Annotated in this window: 15 protein-coding genes; 8 read left to right on the forward strand and 7 right to left on the reverse strand. The window is 72.6% G+C overall.

Translation table 11 applies throughout. The features are described from left to right. Positions 1 to 94: 94 nt before the first annotated feature. Positions 95 to 2,320: a tetratricopeptide repeat protein gene (locus BCD49_RS18555; protein ID WP_007510474.1), complete on the forward strand. Its 2,226-nt coding sequence runs from the start codon at positions 95 to 97 to the stop codon at positions 2,318 to 2,320. A 57-nt stretch (positions 2,321 to 2,377) separates the two neighbouring features. Here the strand turns inward: BCD49_RS18555 and BCD49_RS18560 are convergent, their stop codons facing one another. The 4 genes from BCD49_RS18560 to BCD49_RS18575 form a co-directional block, all read right to left on the reverse strand. After that, positions 2,378 to 2,983: a TetR/AcrR family transcriptional regulator gene (locus BCD49_RS18560; protein WP_007510476.1), complete on the reverse strand. Its 606-nt coding sequence runs from the start codon at positions 2,981 to 2,983 to the stop codon at positions 2,378 to 2,380. Further along, the gene (locus BCD49_RS40775) at positions 2,976 to 3,797 is read right to left on the reverse strand and encodes a fatty acid desaturase family protein (RefSeq protein ID WP_007510477.1); all 822 of its coding nucleotides are present in this window, start codon (positions 3,795 to 3,797) and stop codon (positions 2,976 to 2,978) included. The genes BCD49_RS18560 and BCD49_RS40775 overlap by 8 nt, the downstream gene beginning before the upstream one ends. Then, positions 3,794 to 5,323, reverse strand: coding sequence for a phytoene desaturase family protein (locus BCD49_RS18570; RefSeq protein ID WP_027141307.1), 1,530 nt, complete (start codon positions 5,321 to 5,323; stop codon positions 3,794 to 3,796). The genes BCD49_RS40775 and BCD49_RS18570 overlap by 4 nt, the downstream gene beginning before the upstream one ends. A gap of 144 nt (positions 5,324 to 5,467) precedes the next feature. After that, complete coding sequence (locus BCD49_RS18575) at positions 5,468 to 6,232, reverse strand: SDR family NAD(P)-dependent oxidoreductase (protein WP_198939448.1); 765 nt, start codon at positions 6,230 to 6,232, stop codon at positions 5,468 to 5,470. Between the two features lie 227 nt (positions 6,233 to 6,459). Here BCD49_RS18575 and BCD49_RS18580 point away from each other — a divergent pair, with 227 nt between their 5' ends. Both BCD49_RS18580 and BCD49_RS18585 read left to right on the forward strand, forming a co-directional pair. Beyond that, a complete protein-coding gene (locus BCD49_RS18580) occupies positions 6,460 to 7,035 on the forward strand; it encodes a TetR/AcrR family transcriptional regulator (RefSeq protein WP_007510482.1) in 576 nt (191 codons plus the stop codon). Further along, a complete protein-coding gene (locus tag BCD49_RS18585; protein ID WP_007510484.1) occupies positions 7,032 to 8,318 on the forward strand; it encodes a nucleotide disphospho-sugar-binding domain-containing protein in 1,287 nt (428 codons plus the stop codon). The genes BCD49_RS18580 and BCD49_RS18585 overlap by 4 nt, the downstream gene beginning before the upstream one ends. A 46-nt stretch (positions 8,319 to 8,364) precedes the next feature. Here the strand turns inward: BCD49_RS18585 and BCD49_RS18590 are convergent, their stop codons facing one another. Continuing rightward, a complete protein-coding gene (locus BCD49_RS18590; RefSeq protein ID WP_035931168.1) occupies positions 8,365 to 8,994 on the reverse strand; it encodes a TetR/AcrR family transcriptional regulator in 630 nt (209 codons plus the stop codon). A 91-nt stretch (positions 8,995 to 9,085) separates the two neighbouring features. Here BCD49_RS18590 and BCD49_RS18595 point away from each other — a divergent pair, with 91 nt between their 5' ends. The 5 genes from BCD49_RS18595 to BCD49_RS18615 all read left to right on the forward strand — a co-directional run bounded on the left by BCD49_RS18595 (position 9,086) and on the right by BCD49_RS18615 (position 15,770). Beyond that, positions 9,086 to 9,469, forward strand: a complete 384-nt coding sequence (locus BCD49_RS18595) for a VOC family protein (RefSeq protein WP_007510488.1) — start codon at positions 9,086 to 9,088, stop codon at positions 9,467 to 9,469. 54 nt (positions 9,470 to 9,523) lie between these two features. Continuing rightward, on the forward strand, positions 9,524 to 10,324 hold the full coding sequence (locus BCD49_RS18600; protein WP_007510490.1) for an alpha/beta fold hydrolase: 801 nt from the start codon (positions 9,524 to 9,526) through the stop codon (positions 10,322 to 10,324). A 9-nt stretch (positions 10,325 to 10,333) separates the two neighbouring features. Next, on the forward strand, positions 10,334 to 11,659 hold the full coding sequence (locus BCD49_RS18605; protein WP_007510491.1) for a glycosyltransferase: 1,326 nt from the start codon (positions 10,334 to 10,336) through the stop codon (positions 11,657 to 11,659). A gap of 65 nt (positions 11,660 to 11,724) precedes the next feature. Continuing rightward, entirely contained in the window at positions 11,725 to 12,252 is a 528-nt protein-coding gene (locus tag BCD49_RS18610) for an NUDIX domain-containing protein (protein WP_035931166.1), read from the forward strand. 350 nt (positions 12,253 to 12,602) lie between these two features. After that, a complete protein-coding gene (locus BCD49_RS18615) occupies positions 12,603 to 15,770 on the forward strand; it encodes an AfsR/SARP family transcriptional regulator (protein ID WP_071041730.1) in 3,168 nt (1,055 codons plus the stop codon). Between the two features lie 84 nt (positions 15,771 to 15,854). Here BCD49_RS18615 and BCD49_RS18620 read toward each other — a convergent pair whose 3' ends face one another. After that, positions 15,855 to 16,673 carry an ABC transporter permease gene (locus BCD49_RS18620; protein WP_007510494.1) on the reverse strand — a complete coding sequence of 273 codons (819 nt, stop codon included), beginning with the start codon at positions 16,671 to 16,673 and terminating at the stop codon, positions 15,855 to 15,857. Beyond that, complete coding sequence (locus tag BCD49_RS18625) at positions 16,670 to 17,695, reverse strand: ATP-binding cassette domain-containing protein (protein ID WP_071041731.1); 1,026 nt, start codon at positions 17,693 to 17,695, stop codon at positions 16,670 to 16,672. The genes BCD49_RS18620 and BCD49_RS18625 overlap by 4 nt, the downstream gene beginning before the upstream one ends. Between the last annotated feature and the right edge of the window lie 112 nt (positions 17,696 to 17,807).

Here is a 17,807-nt window from a genome sequence, read left to right on the forward strand (position 1 = left end):
TCCCGGCGGATCCGACCGCCGCGGGCGGATGCGACGATGTCCGGTGCGAGGAGTCGCCCGCGCGGGGCGGGTGAGTCCTGGCCCGGGGGTGCCGGTGGGCGAGAGTTTGACGGGCGCGGAGATGGACGCGTTCGCGGCGGTGTTCGGTGACCGCGATGCCGCCCGCATGGTCCTGGACCGCGCTGGTTTCCCCGCCGCTCATGTCCCGTTCGCGGCGCCGACGGCGTTGCTTTTCTGGTCGTCGGTGTCCCGAGCCCTCGGCGACGGCGCCCTGCGCGACGGTCGCGACCGGCTCCTGGGCGCGGCGCGCGAGCTGTACCCGCACAATTCGGTGTTCGCCCCGCGTGGCGTGCGAGAGCCGCTACGCCAGGGCACCGCGTCGCGCGGGCCGGTGGTGTGGAACCTGCCGAGCCGGCTGCCACGGTTCGTGGGCCGCGACGACCTGCTCGCAGAAGTCCATGCCAGGCTGTCCAGGTTGTCCGAGGAGTCTCGGGTCGCGCTGGTGGCACTGGACGGAATGGGTGGCGTCGGCAAGACGTCGCTCGCCGTCGAGTACGCGTACCGGCATGCGGCCGAGTTCGACGTCGTGTACTGGGTGCCGGCGGAGCGGGCCGATCTCGTCGGGCAGCACCTGTCCGGGCTCGCTGGTTCCCTGGGCCTGGCTGCCGGGGCCGACGCGGAAGCCGTGTGGGCGGCGCTGCAGGGCGTGCCGTCCTGGCTCGTGCTGTTCGACAACGTCGAGGACATCGACACGATCACCCGGTTTCAGCCTTCGCGTGGGGGCCGGGTGTTGTTGACCTCGCGGCGCCGGGCTGTCCGCAGGCTTGGGGCCGCGGTTCCCGTGCCGGCGTTGCGCCGGGGCGCGTCGGTCGCGCTCCTGCGAGACCGGGTGCCGGACCTCGACGCGGCCGCGGCTGGCCTGGTCGCCGAGTTGGTCGGTGACCTGCCGCTCGCGCTCGACCAGGCGGCCGGCTACCTCGACGAGACTGACATGCCCGTCGCCGAGTACGTCAGGCTGCTGGCCGGGCGGCCCGAGAGCGGGATCGCCGGCCTGTGGAACCTGTCCGTGCGGCGGCTCGAGGCCGAGCGGCCGGCGGCGGTCGAACTGTTGGAGCTGTGCGCGTGGTGCGCCCCGGACCCGGTTCCCCTCGCCCTTTTCGCCGGCCGCCCCGACAGCGCCACCCTCGGGCCGGACCACGCGGCTGTCCTGGAACTGGATGGCGGCGACGGCTGGGCCGACGCGGTCGGCGCGCTGGTCGGCTACAGCCTGGCCCGCCGGGACCGGGACCTGCTCGTCGTGCACCGACTGGTCGCGGCCGAAACCCGCCGGGCGACGCCACCAGAGCGGGCCGCGGCGCGTCGGGCGCGGCTGTCCGCGTTGCTGCGCGACGCGGCCCCCGACGAGGTCACGGGCGACCCGGGCGGGTGGCCGGTCTGGCAGGTCCTCCTGCCGCATGTCCTGGCCGCCGCCGGCCACCCGCTGCCTGGCCCCGGTCCGGCGTTCGACGACCGGTGCTGGCTCGTGGACCACGCGGGTGCCTACCTCAAGGAGCAGGGGCAGCTGGCGACCGCGATACCGCTGTACGAACGCAACCTCGCGGAACGCGAGCAGCTGCTCGGCCGGGATCATCCCAGCACGCTCGCGTCGACGAACAGCCTGGCGGCCGCGTTTCAGATCGTCGGCCGGGTCGACGAGGCGATCGACCTGCACGAGCGGACGCTCGCCCGCAGAGAACGGGTACTCGGCGTCGAGCACCCCGATACGCTGATCTCCCTGACCAACCTGGCAGGCGTCTACCGCGCCGCCGGGCGGGTGGACGAGGCCGTCGAGCTACACGAACGCGCGCTCGCCAGCCTGCGGCGGGTACTTGGTGCCGACCACCGGTCCGTGCTGGCCGCGCAGGGCCATCTGGCCGTCGCCTACCGAACCGCCGGACGGCTCGACCAGGCGATCGAGCTTCACCGGCGCACCATCACGGACCGGGAGCGAACTCTCGGCGCGGACCACCCTGACACGTTGACCTCACGGAACAACCTCGCGAACGCCCAGCTGGTGACCGGACATGTCGAGCAGGCGTTGGCGCTTTACGAGCGGACCCTCGCCGACCGGGAGCGGGTGCTCGGCTCGGGCCATCCGGCGACGCTGACGTCCCGGAGGAACCTCGCCCTCGGCTACGAGGCGGCGGGACGCACGGATGAGGCGATCAACCTGCTGGAAGCAACGCTGACCGACTGCCAACGGCTGCTGGACACCGACCATCCGTTGACGGCCACGGTCGCTGGACACCTCGCCCACATCCGCGCCGCCTCCGGCCGGTAGGGGAGGGAAACCCGCTCGCGGCTCCGTGGGCCTCGCCGCCCGGTGCCGGGATCGGCGTCAGAAGGGCTGGTGGCCGCGCTTGCGCAGCCGGGGGATTCTGTCGAAGTACCCGGCGAGCCTGGCGGCCTGGTCGAAGAACTCCATCACCCGTGAGGAGTCGTTGTCGAGGTGGGCGAGCGTCTCCGCGCCGAGATAGAAGGCGACGGCGGCGTTCGCCAGCACGGGCAGGCGCACCAGGGTGGCCAACGGCTTGCCGTCCAGGAGCGTGGCGAGCAGCTCGACGGCCACCTCCTCCCAGCGCCGGGTTTCCAGCGTCAGCTGGGCGGCCAGCCGCGATCCCGGCCGCGCGCCGGCGTAGATCTCCTGGACGGCGGCGATGTGGCCGACCTCGGTGTCCTCGAGGTAGAGCTGGCGGAGGACCTCCACGGCCCGGCCGGCCCGGTCTATGCCGGACAGCTCGTCCCGGTACCGCTGGATGCGCAGGTCGCAGGTGTGGGTGAGGGCCGCGACCAGGGCGTCGTCCAGGTCGGTGAAGTGGTAGTAGATCACGCCGGGGGCGAATCCGCCGACCTGCGCGATCGCCCGCGCGGTCGTGCCCCCGTAGCCCTGGCGCACGAGGCAGGCCAGGGTGGCGTCGAGGACGCGCCCTCGGGTGTCAGACAACGCGCACCGGCCGTACGCCGTTCGCCGCGAGGTAGCCGTCGAGCCGGCGGGCGAGCGCGGCGAGATGGTGGCTGGGTACCTGCGGGTACAGATGGTGTTCGAGGTGGTAGGTGAGCTCGAGGAACACGGCTGGGATGATCCTCCCTCGCAGCGTGCGGGTCTGGGTCAGGGGAGTGTCGCCGTAGTCGTGGTGCGGCAGGTACACCGTCAGGAGCGGGTACACCCAGCTTCCGGCGATCACCATCACCGCGTAGACCAGCAGGCCCTGGGCGTACGGCCAGGCCAGTGCGCCCGCCGTGAGCACGGCGATCGGCGCCGCCGCCTCGACCAGCAGCCAACCGCGGTCGCGCCCCTGGCGGTAGGACCACCACCACAGCCGCGGCAGGAAGATCGGGCCGTAGCAGGCCGCGCCGACCAGCGACAGTTCGGCCGGGTATCCCTCGGGGTCGTCGGGGTGCGGGAAGAAGCGGTGGTGGCGGGTGTGCGTGGCGCGGTAGGCGTGCCCGCTCTCGAGGAGCACCAGGCCCATCGCGAACAGCGCCCAGTCGGTGGCGCGTCGAGAAAGGCCGAGTGTCTCGTGCACAGCGTCGTGGGTGACCGTGACGACCGCGACGAAGATCCCGAAGACGATCATCGGGGTGAGCCACCACCAGCCCGCCCACGCCGCGGCCGCGAAGCACAGCACGCCGGCGAACGGACGGGCGAGCGCGATCCACCGCTGCCGGCGGGTGGTGACAAGCAGATCCGCCCCGAGGTCCGCCAGGACGGGCGGTCCAGGGGGAGCGGGGAGCGGATGCGGACCGGTCGGGGTCATCGGCCGAATCCCCGCTCCCGCAGCATTCCCTCCGCGACGATGCGGCTGCCCAGCACGCAGGCCACCGTGCCCAGGCCCGGCCAGGTCGAGTCGCCGACCAGCCAGAGGCCGCGGCCGCCGAGGTCGTGCGGGATGGCGCGCTGATTGGTGTTGCGCAGGTTCTGCCGTACGCCCCCGACGGCGCCCGCCGGGCGGAACCCGAACCGTTCGTAGCTGCGAGGCGTGCCCGTCTGAGCGATCACCGCCCGCTCACCGAGCGACGGGTAGGCGCGCCGCGCACCGGTGACGAGCAGCTCGCCGATCCATTTCTTGCGCTGTTCGTACTCGGTCTCCTCGAGCCCCGCCCAGCCGGCCAGCTCGGTGTGTGTGGAGATCATGACCGCTCGGTGCCCCGGTGGCGCGCTGAGGGTGTCCCCGGGCTCGGATACGGAGAGGAACATGTTGTTTCCGTCGCCCAGCGGCTGGTCGTAGGACCGCAGGAACTGATGGTGCGTGAGCTCCTGCCCGGTCACCTCGTCCTCGGGTACGCCCAGGAACACCACGCACGCGCCGCCGAGCGCGTCCGCGTCGCGTTCCAGGTAGGCCCGCAGCCTGCCGGCGACCGGGAGCCCCGCGCAGATCGCGGCCGTGGCGGCGGCGGGTAGCGCGCACACGATCCGGCGGGCGTCGACCGTGCCCCGGCGGGTCGTCACCCGGTAGCCGCCTGCCTCGCCTTCCACCCGCGAGACCGCGGCTCCGACGCGGAGCCGGCCCCCCAGCGCCCGGTAGTGCCTCACGAGCGCAACCCAGAAGCCATGCATGCCCCCGGCATGGCGGCTCAGGCCAGCGCCTCGGATCGTCACGCCGAGCGCCGCGTTGATCAGTGGCGCGTCGTCGACGGCCGCGTGCACGGTGTCCTCGACCAGCATCCCCAGGAGTCCGACGAGCGCGGCGTCGTCGCGCAGGTGGTACCGGCGCAGCGCGTCCCCGAGCGTCCAGTTCACGTAGCGGGCGAGCGGCACGCCGGCCACCCCGACGGCTCGCAGGTCGCGCAGCGCGTCGGCCGGCCCGCGTACCGGGAGGCGGACGCCCGACCGGCTCGCCCGCCAGAAGGTGTGCGCCAACCGGTCGAGCAGCGACCAGAAGTCCCGATGCCGGTCGGTGCTGCCGAGCTTGCGCAGCCGCTCGGCGTGCCACAGCTCGGGATCCCGGTGCAGCACGATCTCGCGGTCGGGGAGGTGGGCGACGTAGCCCGGCAGCTCCCGGGCGTCGAGCGGACTCATGCCCACGCTCTCGAGCAGCTCGGAGCCGACGCCGCCAGGCGTGAAGTCGACGAGCGTGGTGGCGCCGACGTCGAAGGAGAAGCCGCGCTTGCGGTAGTAGCCCGCGCATCCACCCACATGGCCGTGCGCCTCGAGCACCACCGACGAGAGGCCGGCGGCCTGCAGCCGCAGCGCCGTCGCCATGCCCCCCGGACCACCGCCGATCACGGCCACGTCGAACGGCTCGGTCGCCGCCTCCACGTTCTGAACATCCGTTCTGAACATGCGTTCAGAGTGGCGCGCGTGATCTGGCGCGTCAATGCCCTTTCGTCGGGTGGGGCCGGCGATCGCGGCGATCGCGGCGAACGCCGGCGACGCGGCCCTGCACGTGTTGCGGAGCCCGCGCGCTCTCAGGCGGTTCGTCTCTCGTCAGAGGGAGCTTGCGTAGCCGGCGGTGACGCGGATGGTCTCTCCGGTGACGAAACGAGCCCTTTCGGAGGAGAGATAGAGCATCGMGTCGACGATGTCCTGCTCGCTGCCTTCGAGGTCGAGGAACTGATGGTGGCGGTGGCCCTCGATCATCTGCGGGGAGAACTCCGCGCGGATGGTGTCGGTGACGTGGAGGCCTGGTGCCAGTGCGTTCACGCGGATGCCCTCGGGTCCCAGCTCGCGTGCCCAGGCGAGCGTGAGCGCGCGCACGGCCGCCTTCGTCGCCCCATAGGCGCCCATGCCGTTGAACGCGGCCGACGACGAGATGTTGACGATGTTGGCACCCGTCCGGCCCTGCATGTGCGGGCGCGCGGTGAGCGTGCCGATCATCACGCCCATCACGTTCACGTCGAACAGGCGCCGCAGCTTGGGCACGGGGAGCCGCGCCCAGTCGACGCCGTACTCGAGTGAGTGCAGGCCGGCGTTGTTGATGAGGATGTCGACACCGCCGTGCCGGGCGACCACATCGGCGAGGACGCCGTCCCAGGCCGCGTCGTCGGCGACGTCGAGGCGGTAGGCCGACGCCTGGCCGCCGGCCTCGCGAATCTCGGCGGCGGCCCTGTCGACCTCGGCTTCGTCGATGTCGGTCAGCACCGTGTGCGCGCCGCGCTCGGCGAGCGCCCGGCCGAACGCGCGGCCGAAGCCACGCGCACCACCAGTGATGACGGCGACGCGTCCCTCGAACTGGGACATCTGCTCAGCCACGATCGCCTCCCGAGGCACTTTTTGGACTCAGTGCAACGTAGCGCTCGGTGAGGGTCGGGTGCGCGCGTCGGCCGGCACGGGACTGCCCACCGTCGTCCTCGGCCAGCCAGTCCACTGACGCTGGCGACCAGCACGCCGCCCCGGGCGTCGCGCTGCCGACAAAGTTTGAGCGCCACTCAATCGAAATGCTTGACTGGCACTCAAGCGAGTTGGCTGGAGGGGCGCGGATGGGGAACAGGGCGGACGCGTTGGCGGCCACCAGGGAACGGATCGCGCGAGCGGTCCTGCGGCTGCTGCTCGACAAGGCCTACGAGGACGTGCGGCTGGCGGATATCGCGAGCGCCGCGGAGGTGTCGCACCAGACCGTGCTCAACCACTACGAGTCGAAGGAAGGCGCGACGCTCGCGGCGATCGAGCTGCTGCGGACGGAGACCGAGCAACTGCGGATCTCAGTCCGCAGGGGGGACCCGAAGCACGCGGTAGAGGTCCTCGTCGAGCAGTACGAGCGGTTCGGTGACCTCAACGTCCACTGGGCCATGTCCGCTGAGCGGCTGGGACGCCTGGCCGGGCTGCTCGACGACGCCCGCGCCGCCCATCAGAGATGGCTCGAAGAAACATTCGCCGCCAGCCTTCCTGCCACGCCGGCGGCCCGTCGGCAGACGGTCAACGCCCTGCACGCGGCCACCGACGTCTACACCTGGAAGCTGCTGCGCCGCGACCTCGCCCTCAGCCGGCCGGAGACCATCCGCACGATGACCGCGCTGGTGCGCGGCGTGCTCGACAGGAAGCAGGATGACCGATGAGCAGGACCTACCTGTTCGCCCTCACCGACGGCGGCGGTGGCACCGTCGCGCCGGAGCTCGGCGTCGCGCGCCGGCTCGTGGACCGTGGCCACCGGGTCACGGTCCTCGCCGAGGACTCGATGGCACCCGCCGTCGCCGCGACCGGAGCGGCCTTCCAACGATGGCGCCACGGGCTCAACCGGCCGGACCACCTGCCGGAGCACGCGCCATACCAGGAATGGGCGCTGCGCAGCCCGACGACGCTCGTGCGGCAGATGATCGCCCACCTCGTCGTCGGCCCGGCCGCAGGCTACGCGCGTGACGTCACCGACGCGATCCGCGCGGACCGGCCGGACCTCGTGCTCACGTCGTTCTTCGCGTTCGGCGCGATGGTGGCCGCCCAGGCCGCCCAGACGCCCTTCGACGTGCTCATGCCGAACATCTATCCGCTGCCGGCCCCCGGGCTGCCGCCGTTCGGACCGGGTCTGCGRCTCGCCCGCGGTCCGCTCGGCGGTCTGCGGGACCGGGTCTTCGGCGTCATGTCCCAACGACTGTGGGACGGCGCGGCCCTGCCAGGGCTCAACGAGGTCCGCGGCGCGTACGGCCTGAGCCCGGTGGCGCACTACCAGGACCAGGTGCACCACGCCCGCCGCCAGCTGGTGCTCACCAGCGCCGAGTTCGACTTCCCGGCGGAGCTGCCGCCGTCCGTGCGCTACGTCGGGCCGGTTCTCGACGACCCGGCGTGGGCACCGGGCTCGTGGCAGCCACCACCCGGCGACGAGCCGCTCGTGCTCGTGTCGATGTCGACGACGTTCCAGGACCAGGCGGCCTGCCTGCAACGGGTCGTCGACGCGCTGGCGACGCTGCCGGTCCGCGGGCTGGTGACGACCGGCCCCGTCATCGACCCGGCCTCGATCACGGCACCCCCCTCGGTGACGGTCGTCGCGGCCGCGCCGCACGCGGCGGTCCTGCGCCAGGCGGCGCTCGTCGTCACGCACGGCGGGCACGGAACCCTCGTCAAGGCGTTCGCGGCGGGGGTGCCGGTCGTCATCCTGCCGCACGGGCGAGACCAGCCCGACAACGCCGCACGGGTGGCGCATCACGGCGCCGGAAGGTCGATCGCCCGCACGGCCTCCCCGGCGAAGATCGCCGACACCGTCCGCCGCGTCCTCGCCGACCCCGACTACCGCCTGGCCGCGACGCGCCTCGGCACGGCACTGCGTCGCGACGCCGGCAGCGGCCTCCTGCTGGCCGAGATCGACGGCCCCGACACCGCCGACCTTCGCCCGGCGGCGCGTAGGTAGTCCACGCCGAGGCCATATCGCTTTGGCCCACCCGCCCTCTCCGTCGCTAGGCTGCCCCCCCGAGCAGGGCCTGGGCGAGCAGCGTGGCCGTGGTGGTTCGCCAGCGTTCCGGTGACCAGCCGAGGGTGCCGGTGGCGACGATGTAGTTCTCGGCGCTGGTGATCAGGAAGGCGAGATCGGCGGCGTCCTCGACGGTGAGCTCGGGGCGCAGGGCCGCGCGGTCGGCGAGCAGGTCGGCGAGCGCGCGGAACGCGGTGCGGCGCTGGCGCTCGTTCACGTCCCACTGCGCCGCGAGGTCGGGATCGGTGCCCACCGTGCCGCGGACGACGGCGAGCAACGGCGCCACCCGCCCCATGATCTCGGCGCCGCCGATCGTCCAGATCTCGATCACCCGGACCGGGTCGGGCTCGGCGGTCAGCTCCTCGAGCCACGGCCGGTCCAGCAGCGCGACCGGCTCGTCGTCGCCGACGGCGGCCACGTCGAGCGCCTCCTTGAGCAGCGTCGCCTTGTTCCCGAAGTGGAAGTAGACGGTCTGCACGGCGACGCCCGCGCGCGCCGCGACCTGGTCGAGCGTCGTCGCGCCGTAGCCCTGGTCCAGGAACAGGTCCGCCGCCGCGGCGACGATCCGCCGCCTGGTCAGCCGCGTCTTCTCGGCCCGGCTCGGCTTGTCCTTCACCCGACTCGGGCTGTCCTTGACGGAGTCACTCACTCGCTAGAGAGTACTCCAGTGAGTCGCTAGAGTCAGCTCTAGTCAAATGGAGGAGCCCATGCCCGACCTCGCACCGATCCACCACGTGAAGATCCCGGTCAGCGACGTCCGCGCCAGCAGCGAGTGGTACCTGCGGGTGCTCGGGCTGAAGGTGGCGATCGAGTTCACCGAGGACGGCGAGCTGCGCGGCGTCGCGCTGGCGTCCCCGAACGGCGCCACCTCGATCGCGCTGCGGCACGACCCCGAGCGTGCCGCCGCCCTCGCCGGCTTCGACCTCGTCGCGCTCGGCGTCCCGACCCGGGACGGCGTCCACGCCTGGGCCGACCACCTGGCCGCGATCGACCAGAAGCACGGCGGCCTCGTCACCGGCCACCACGGCGGCACCGTCCTCGTCGGCCTCCACGACCCCGACGGCATCGAAATCCGTCTCTACGCCGACTGACCCCGACCCCCAGACCGAACCCAGACCGACCACAGACCGAGAAGGAGAAGCTCCATGCGATACACCGACTCCGGCGGCGACGGCCAGCCGATCGTCCTGATCCACGCGGCGGCCTTCGCCGACTGGTTCGTCCCGTTCGAGCGCGAGCCGGCCGCCGCCGGCCTGCGCCGGATCCGCGTCACCCGCACCGGGTACTCGGACCCCGCACCCGCCGAGCCGCTGTCGGTGGCCGACCACGCCGCCGAGTGCGCGGACCTGTTGCGCCGCCTCGGAATCGAGCGGGCCCGGGTGCTCGCGCACTCCTCCGGCTGCGTGGTCGCGCTGCAACTGGCGCTCGACCACCCGGAGCTGGTCGGCGAGCTCGTCCTCGTCGAGCCGCCGCTCATCGACCCGCTCCTGCCGCCGGCGGATCGGGTGCCGGTCGCCGCCGCGATCGGCCCCGCCATCGGCGCGGCGATGGGCGCCGCCGCCCAGGGTGACCTGCGCACCGCCTTCGACACCTTCCTGGCCGCGCTGTGCGGACCGGATTTCCGGTCCGTGATCGCGTCCACCCTCGGCCAGGCCGGTCTCGAACGCGCCGAACGCGACTGCGGCTACTGCTTCGCCGGCGAGGTGCCCTCGCTCGTCGGGTGGCACTTCGACGAGGAGCTGGCCCGCCGGATCGAACAACCGGTCCACCTCGTCGCCGGCGGCGAGAGCCCACTGTTCACCCACCGCCTGGTCGAGTACCTCGCCGCGATGCTCCCCGACACCCGCACCACCATCGTCCCCGGTCACAACCACCTCCTCCCCCTCACCGCCCCCGCCGCCCTCGCCGCTCTCGCCACCCCTGCCCCGCTGTTCCTCGAAAGGTGAGGCCATCAGATGGCTCGTTTTCTGTTCGCCACCGTCCCCGCCGTCGGCCATACCGCGCCCGCCCTGCCGATCGCCCGTGAGCTGGTCGCGCGCGGCCACTCGGTGCGCTGGTACACCGGTGTCGCGTCCGCGGACCGGATCGCCGCCACGGGCGCGACCTTTCACCCGATCACCAACCCGGAGCACGACTACAGCGAGCGGGGCCTCGACGGCCACTACCCGCGGCGCCGGGAACTGTCCGGCATCCGCAAACTGCGATTCGACCTGACCGAGGTGTTCGCGGCTCCGGTGGCCGGTCAGGTGCGGGACCTGATGGCGCTGCTGGACGAGGAGCCGGCCGACGTCCTGGTGGGGGACACCGCCTTCATCGGCGGCACCCTCGTCCAGGACCTTGGCGGGCCACCGCTCGCCGGCTTCGGAATCAGCGTCCTGGCATTCCCGAGCCGGGATCTGGCGCCGTTCGGATTCGGCCTGCGGCCCGTGGGCGGTCCCGTCGGCCGGGTCCGTAACCGGGCCATGGACGCCGCCATGCGGAACCTGTTGTTCCGCCCCATGACCACCGAGGTCAACAAGGCCCGGCAGATCTTCGGCCTGCGGCCGACCCGGGACTCCGTGTTCGACTTCCCGCGCGCGACCAGGCTGTACCTGCAGTTCAGTCCACCCGGCTTCGAATATCCCGTGCCGGACATTCCGGGCCAGGTGCGGTTCGTCGGCCCGCCGCGCCCGCGGCCAGACCTCACCTGGCGGCCACCGTCCTGGTGGGACGACCTGGCGGGCGGCCGGCGGGTGGTGCTGGTCAACCAGGGCACGGTCGCCACCGACCTCGACCAGCTGATCCGCCCGGCGATCTCCGCCCTCGCGGGGGAGGAGGACCTGCTCGTCGTCGCCGTCACCGGTGGTCCCGACCCGGCAGTGCTGGGGCCGCTGCCGGCGAACACCAGGGTCGAGCGGTTCATCCCCTTCGACAACCTGATGCCGCACGTCGACGTGTTCGTGACCAACGGCGGGTACGGCGGGGTCCAGCTCGCCCTCGCCCACGGCGTCCCGATCGTCGGCGCCGGCAAGACCGAGGACAAGATCGAGGTCAACGCCCGGGTCGCCTACTCCGGAGTCGGCGTGGACCTGCGCACCCAGACACCTGGTGCCGAGCGGGTTCGCGCCGCCGTCCGGCAGGTGCTCGGGGATCCCGCCTTCACCACCACCGCCCGCCGGCTGCGGGCTGAGATCGAGGCCTGCGGCCGGGAGCAGCGCGCGGCCGAGCTCCTGGAGTACCTGGCCGCCCATGGCGTGCCGGAGCCCCGACGGGCTTCCACCGCGCCCCTGGCCCGGCTCTAGCTCTAGGTGTTCCGACCATGAGGTCGGTCGCCGCGCTGGGCGCTGACCGATTATGGTCCAGGCTCATGCAGAACTCGTTCTGTTCGTACTGCGGTACGAGGTATGGGCCCGACGCGACGTGGCCACGGGTGTGCGCCGCCTGCGGTGAGACGACGTACCGCAATCCGACTCCGGTCGCGGTGGCGCTGCTGCCCGTCGTCATGCCCGCGGGCGAGCGCGGCCTGGTGGTGGTACGCCGCGACATCGACCCCGGCCGCGGTGAGCTGGGGCTGCCCGGCGGCTTCATGGACGTCGGCGAGGTCTGGCGGGAGGCGACGGTCCGGGAGCTGCGCGAGGAGACGGGCATCCTCGCGGACCCGGCCGACGTCCGCCTGTTCGACGTGCACAGCGGCCGGGACGGCGGGGTTCTGCTGGTGTTCGGCCTGCTGCCCGAGCGGCCGTGGGCCGAGCTGCCGCCGGTGGTGGCCACGGACGAGACGACGGAGTGGCTGGTGCTCACCGAGCCGCGGCCGCTGGTGTTCCCGACGCACACCGACGCGATGGCCGCCTACTTCGCCCGTCTCGTGGAGCCGGTGCCGGCCCCGGGTCTCTGACCGGCTGTGGTCCGCCGCGGTCCTATCCTCGAATCGAGTCAGAAGAGCCCGTCTATGGGCTCGCTGGCGTGACACACCTCGGCCCAGGCTTGGTGATGTGCGTCGGCTCAGTGAGTCCATAGACTCAATGGCGCGACACGGTTCGGAGTTTGCCGCGACGCAGCCTGCGCGCTGACCTAAGTCGGCCCTAGGGGATCGCACCGGGCGCCTAGGTTTCGACCGCCAGCGGCTGGCTCAGCCGCATCCGAATGCTCGCTCTCCGTGTTTGCCTCTGCGGGCGTGGCCCTCGGCGCCCGTCGGGCCGCCACATGGCCGGCTCCGGGCCGGTCCGCCGTCCCTAGACTGAGTGGGTGCCGATCGTCCTGACCGTTCTCGACCGGGTGCGTTGGCGCGGCCGGCCGGTGGTCGGTGAGCGGCCGCAGGCGTTACTGGCCGCCCTGGTCGTCGGCGGTGGGCAGACGGTACCGAGTGACCGGCTCGCGGAGGCGGTCTGGGGCGAGAACGGCCCGGGGAACGCGGGCAAGGCGTTGCAGGTCCTGATCTCCAGGACGCGGGCCCAGTGTGGCCCGGACGCCGTCGTCCGCGACGGTGAGGGCTACCGGCTCGGCGTCGCCATCGACGAGGTGGACGCGTTACAGCTGCGGGACCTCGCCCTGCGTGCGCGTCGCCTGCTCGCGGCCGGGGACGTGCTCGAGGTCCGCGCCGTGGCGACGGAGGCGCTGGCGCTCGCCGAGGCGCTGGCGGCGCCGCAGGACGACGACCATCCGCTGGCCGAGCTGCGCCGCGGGGCCGCCGTGCATCGCGCCGAGCTCGCCGGGCTGCTGGGCCGCGCGCTGTGCGTGACCGGCGACCACACCGCCGCGCTGCCGCGGCTGGTGGAGGCGTTCGACCGGGATGGCTCGGACGAGGCGATACTGATCTGCCTGCTGCGCAGCGAGGCGGCGGTCCGGGGCACGGCCGCGGCCCTCGACCGGTACGAGCGGTACCGGGCCGACCTGCGCGACCGGCTCGGCGTCAGCCCCGGCACCGACCTCGAACGGGTGCACCAGGAGCTGCTGCGCCTCGACGAGCCACCGGTACGCGCCGGACTGCAGTTCGACGCGAGCCCCCTGCTCGGGCGCATGGACGACATCCGTGCGCTGACCGAGCTGGTCAACACGTCCCGGGTCGTCTCGATCGTCGGCCCGGGCGGACTGGGCAAGACCCGGCTCGCGCACGTCCTCGGCCGGTCCGTCGACTGGCCGATCGTGCATTTCGTCGGACTGGTCGGCGTCACGTCGCCGCAGGACGTCGTCGGCGAGGTCGGGTCGGCGCTGGGGGTGCGCGACTCGGTGCACGGCCGGCGGACGCTGACCCCGCAGCAGCTCGCCGACGTGCGCGGGCGGATCGCCCAGCATCTCGGCTCGGCGCCGAGCCTGCTGATCCTCGACAACTGCGAGCATGTCGTCGACGCCGTCGCCGACCTGGTCGCGTTCCTCATCGCCACGACCGGCGACCTGCGGGTGGTGACGACGTCGCGGTCGCCGCTGGCGATCAGCGCGGAACGGGTCTACCCGCTCGGCGCGCTCGGCCCGACGGCGTCGGTCGAGCTGTTCCGGGCACGGGCCGTCGCGGCCCGCCCCGACGCGCAGCTTCCCGCCGACGCCGTGACCGACATCGTGACCCGGCTGGACGGCCTCCCGCTGGCGATCGAGCTCGCCGCCGCGAAGACGCGGATGATGTCCGTCGACGAGATCCGCCGACGGCTGGCGGACCGGTTCGCGCTGTTGCGCGGCGGGGTCAGAAACGCCCCGGACCGGCACCAGACCCTGCTCGCCGTCATCGACTGGTCATGGAACCTGCTGGCCGAGCGGGAGCGCCGCGCTCTGCGCTGGCTGTCGGTCTTCCAGGACGGGGTGACGCTGGCCACGGCCGAGGACGTGCTCGGCGCGGACGCCTTCGGCGCGGTGCAGGTGCTGGTCGACCATTCGCTGCTGACCGTCGCCGAGACGAGCGCCGGCGTGCGGTACCGGATGCTGGAGACGGTGCGCGAGTTCGGCCGGATGCGGCTCGCGCAGGCCGGCGAGGAGGAACGGGCGCTGGCGGCCCGGCGGGCCTGGGCGATCCGTCACGCCGACGCCGCGGCGGGGCTGCTGTTCGGGCCGGACCAGTTCGCCGGCATCGACGCGCTCGCCGAGGAGGAGGCGAACCTCGCGGACGTCCTGCGCCACGCGCTCGCGCACGCCGACCGGGAGGTCGTCGTCGAGGTGCTGCGCGGTCTKGGCGGGCTGTGGTCGCTGCGCGGCGACCACACCAGAGTGGCCACGCTGGCCGGCACGGTCGCGGAGACGATGGCCGGCTGGCAGCCGCCGGACGAGCTGGCCGACACGACCCGGGCGGCCATGGTGATCGTGTTGCAGAACGCGATGATCGGAACGCCGGGGGACCGGGCCAGACCGGTCCGCGACCTGCTCGTCCAACTCGGGACGGACGACCGCGGTGACCCGCGGATCAACGCCATGATGACGGTGCTGCTCGCGTTCGACCCGGACCAGCCCGACGCGGAGCCCTGCCTGGATGAGCGGCTGGACGAGCTGGTCGCCTCGGCGGATCCGGGCGTCGCGGTCGCCGCCCTGCAGTGGCGCAGCTACCTGCTGGAGAACGCCGGCGACCCGGCCGCCGCGATCGACGCGGCCGAGCGGGCGCTCGCACTGGTGCAGGGGACGKCTGAGGGCCCGTGGGCCGTCGCGATGCTGCACGCGCACCTCGCCGGCCTGCACATGCAGTTGGGGCGTCCGGCCGTCGCCCGCCCGCACGCGCGGGCCGCGCTGCCTGTGCTCGAACGGCTCGGCGCCCTCGACGACCTGATCCAGCTGCGCTCGGTGCTCGGGCTGTGCGCGGTCGCCGCCGGCCGCCTTGACGAGGCTGATGAGCAGGTCCACGTGGTGGACCGACTGCTGGAGTCGGACAACGTCCTCGGTGGCCTGCTGGCCCTCGGGACGGTCGCGGGGGAGATCGCGCTCGCGCGGGGCGACGTGGTCGCCGGGCTGGCGGCGTTCCGGCGGGCCTCCGCGCGCATGCGCGCCTTCGTCTTTCCGGGTCAGGAGCGGACCGGCGTGGAGCCCTGGCTGATGTTCGCCGACGCCAGCCTGCTGACCGCGCTCGCGTATCACGGCACCGGCGAGGAGGTCGCCGAGGGGGCGGAGGTGTTCCGCGCGTGCCTGGCCCGGACGGAACGCGTCCTGGGCCTGGTCGACCCCTACCTCGACTACCCGGTGTGCGGCATGGCGCTGTTCGCCCTGGGGGTGTGGGGTCTGCTGCGGTCGGCGACGCCACCGGCCGAGGCGGTCCGGCTGCTGGTGCTGGCCGAGCGGTTCGCCTACAGCCGGACCATTCCGACGATGTCCTGGGAGAAGATCGCGTCCTGCGCCGAGGAGCGCGCGCCGGGCCGGATCGCCGAGCTGCGGGCCGAGTACGGCGCCCGGCGCGGGCCAGACCTGACCGACGAGGCACGTCGCCTCGTCGGTCAGGTCGGCTGAGCCCGGCACCATCGCCTCCCGTGACTCGGGCGGAGGCGGCCGCCGGGTTCGCGAAGGCAGAGCATCTTCGCGCACCCTTGGCCCTTAGAGGTGCCGCTTGTAGAGCTTGACGGACAGCGGCGCGAACACCGCGATGACGATCACACAGGCGACCAGCGTCCAGCCCGCCTCGACGGACACGTGCGCGTGGTTGGCCAGGTCCCGGTCGGCGGAGACCAGGTGGGAGACCGGGTTGACCTTGACGAACGCGGCCAGCCAGCCGGGCAGCGTGTCGACGGGCACGAACGCGTTCGACAGGAACGTCAGCGGGAACATGATCATCATGGAGATGCCCTGGACGCTCTGGGCGCTGCGCGCGACGGTGCCGAGGCAGGTGAACACCCAGGCCAGCGACCAGCCGGTGAAGACCGCGAGCAGGATCGCCCCGATCACGCCGAGCACGCCGCCGCCGGGCCGGTAGCCGAGCGCGAGGCCCATGCCGAAGGTGATCGTCGCCGCGATCGTGTAGCGGAGCAGGTCGGCGACCATCGGCCCCGCCAGCGGCGCGATCCGGGCCATCGGCAGCGACCGGAACCGGTCGAAGACGCCTTTGTCGATGTCCTCGCGCAGCTGGGTGCCGGTGGCCATGCTGGTCGTCAGGACCGTCTGCGCGAGGATGCCGGGGATCATCAGCGGCAGGTAGCTCTTCACGCTGCCGGAGATCGCCCCGCCGAAGATGTAGGCGAACATCGCCGTGAACAGGATTGGCTGCAGGGTCACGTCGAAGAACTGCTCCGGGTTGCGCCGCATCTTCTTGGTGGCGCGCCAGGCCATGGTCATGATCTGGCGGAGCGTGTCCGCCGGGCTGGGCCGGCTCTGGGCGCGGGCGACCGCCGCGCGGGAGTCGATGGTGATCGTGGTCATCGGGCCACCTCCTGGGGGGTCTCCTTGTGTATGGGGCCGGGCACGGTCGCGTCCGCCTGCGTCTGCTCGCTCTTGTTGTCGTCCTCGCCGGTGTCGTGGCCGGTGAGAGCGAGGAACACCTCGTCGAGCGTCGGCTTGTCGACGCCGACCGAGGCGATGTGGACGCCGGCCTGGCGCAGCCCGATCAGCACGTCGGCCACCCGGTCGGCCGTCTCGAGCGCGACGTTGAGCTGGCCGGACTCCGGGGTGAGCACCGGCTCCTCGCCGAGCTGGCGGCGCACCACGTCCGCGGCCAGGGAGAAGTCCGCGCCGGGGGCCAGCCGCAGCTGCAGCGTCAGGTTGCCCACGGAGGTCTTCAGCTCGTCGGGCGTGCCCTCGGCCACCTTGCGGCCGCGGTCGATCACCGCGATCCGGCCGGCGAGCTGGTCGGCCTCGTCGAGGTACTGCGTGGTCAGCAGGACGGTGCACCCGCCGGCGACCAGGTCGCGGATGGTCTCCCACATCTGCCCGCGCGTCCTGGGGTCGAGTCCGGTGGTCGGCTCGTCGAGGAAGATCAGCGGGGGGCGGGTGATCAGGCTCGCGGCCAGGTCGAGCCGGCGCCGCATCCCGCCGGAGAACTGGGCGATCCGCTTGTCCGCGGCGTCCGTGAGGCCGAACTGCTCGAGCAGCTGGGCCGCGGTGTCGCGAGACCTCCGGGAGCTCAGGCCCTGGAGGCGCCCGAACATCCAGAGGTTCTCGGTGGCGGTGAGGTTCTCGTCGACGGAGGCGTACTGGCCGGTGACACCGATCAGCTGCCGGACCCGGTGCGGCTCGCGGCGGACGTCGACGCCGAAGATGGCCGCGTCGCCMTCGTCGATCTTGAGTAGCGTGGCCAGCATCTTCAGCATGGTCGTCTTGCCTGCGCCGTTGGGGCCGAGCACCCCGAAGATCTCACCTTCACCAATATCGAGGTCGATGCCGTCGACGGCTCGGACGTCGCCGAATGCCTTGACCAGGCCATGCGCGGTGACCGCGGCTGTCATGGAGATGCTCCTTCCGGACCGTGCTCTGATGGCCGGCCCTTGGGAACGACTCTGTGGGCGACCGGTTTCACCGTGACCTCAGCACGGTTTCACGGCCGCCGGCCCGGCTTCA

This window comes from Pseudofrankia sp. EUN1h (genome assembly GCF_001854645.1).
GTDB lineage: Bacteria > Actinomycetota > Actinomycetes > Frankiales > Frankiaceae > Pseudofrankia > Pseudofrankia saprophytica.

Excerpts from the sequence above, each read along its gene's own strand:
- BCD49_RS18610 (WP_035931166.1), top strand. The coding sequence starts at position 11,725 with ATGCAGAACTCGTTCTGTTCGTACTGCGGTACGAGGTATGGGCCCGAC.
- BCD49_RS18570 (WP_027141307.1), bottom strand. The coding sequence starts at position 5,323 with ATGTTCAGAACGGATGTTCAGAACGTGGAGGCGGCGACCGAGCCGTTC.
- BCD49_RS18600 (WP_007510490.1), top strand. The coding sequence starts at position 9,524 with ATGCGATACACCGACTCCGGCGGCGACGGCCAGCCGATCGTCCTGATC.
- BCD49_RS18580 (WP_007510482.1), top strand. The coding sequence starts at position 6,460 with ATGGGGAACAGGGCGGACGCGTTGGCGGCCACCAGGGAACGGATCGCG.
- BCD49_RS18605 (WP_007510491.1), top strand. The coding sequence starts at position 10,334 with ATGGCTCGTTTTCTGTTCGCCACCGTCCCCGCCGTCGGCCATACCGCG.
- BCD49_RS18620 (WP_007510494.1), bottom strand. The coding sequence starts at position 16,673 with ATGACCACGATCACCATCGACTCCCGCGCGGCGGTCGCCCGCGCCCAG.
- BCD49_RS40775 (WP_007510477.1), bottom strand. The coding sequence starts at position 3,797 with ATGACCCCGACCGGTCCGCATCCGCTCCCCGCTCCCCCTGGACCGCCC.
- BCD49_RS18595 (WP_007510488.1), top strand. The coding sequence starts at position 9,086 with ATGCCCGACCTCGCACCGATCCACCACGTGAAGATCCCGGTCAGCGAC.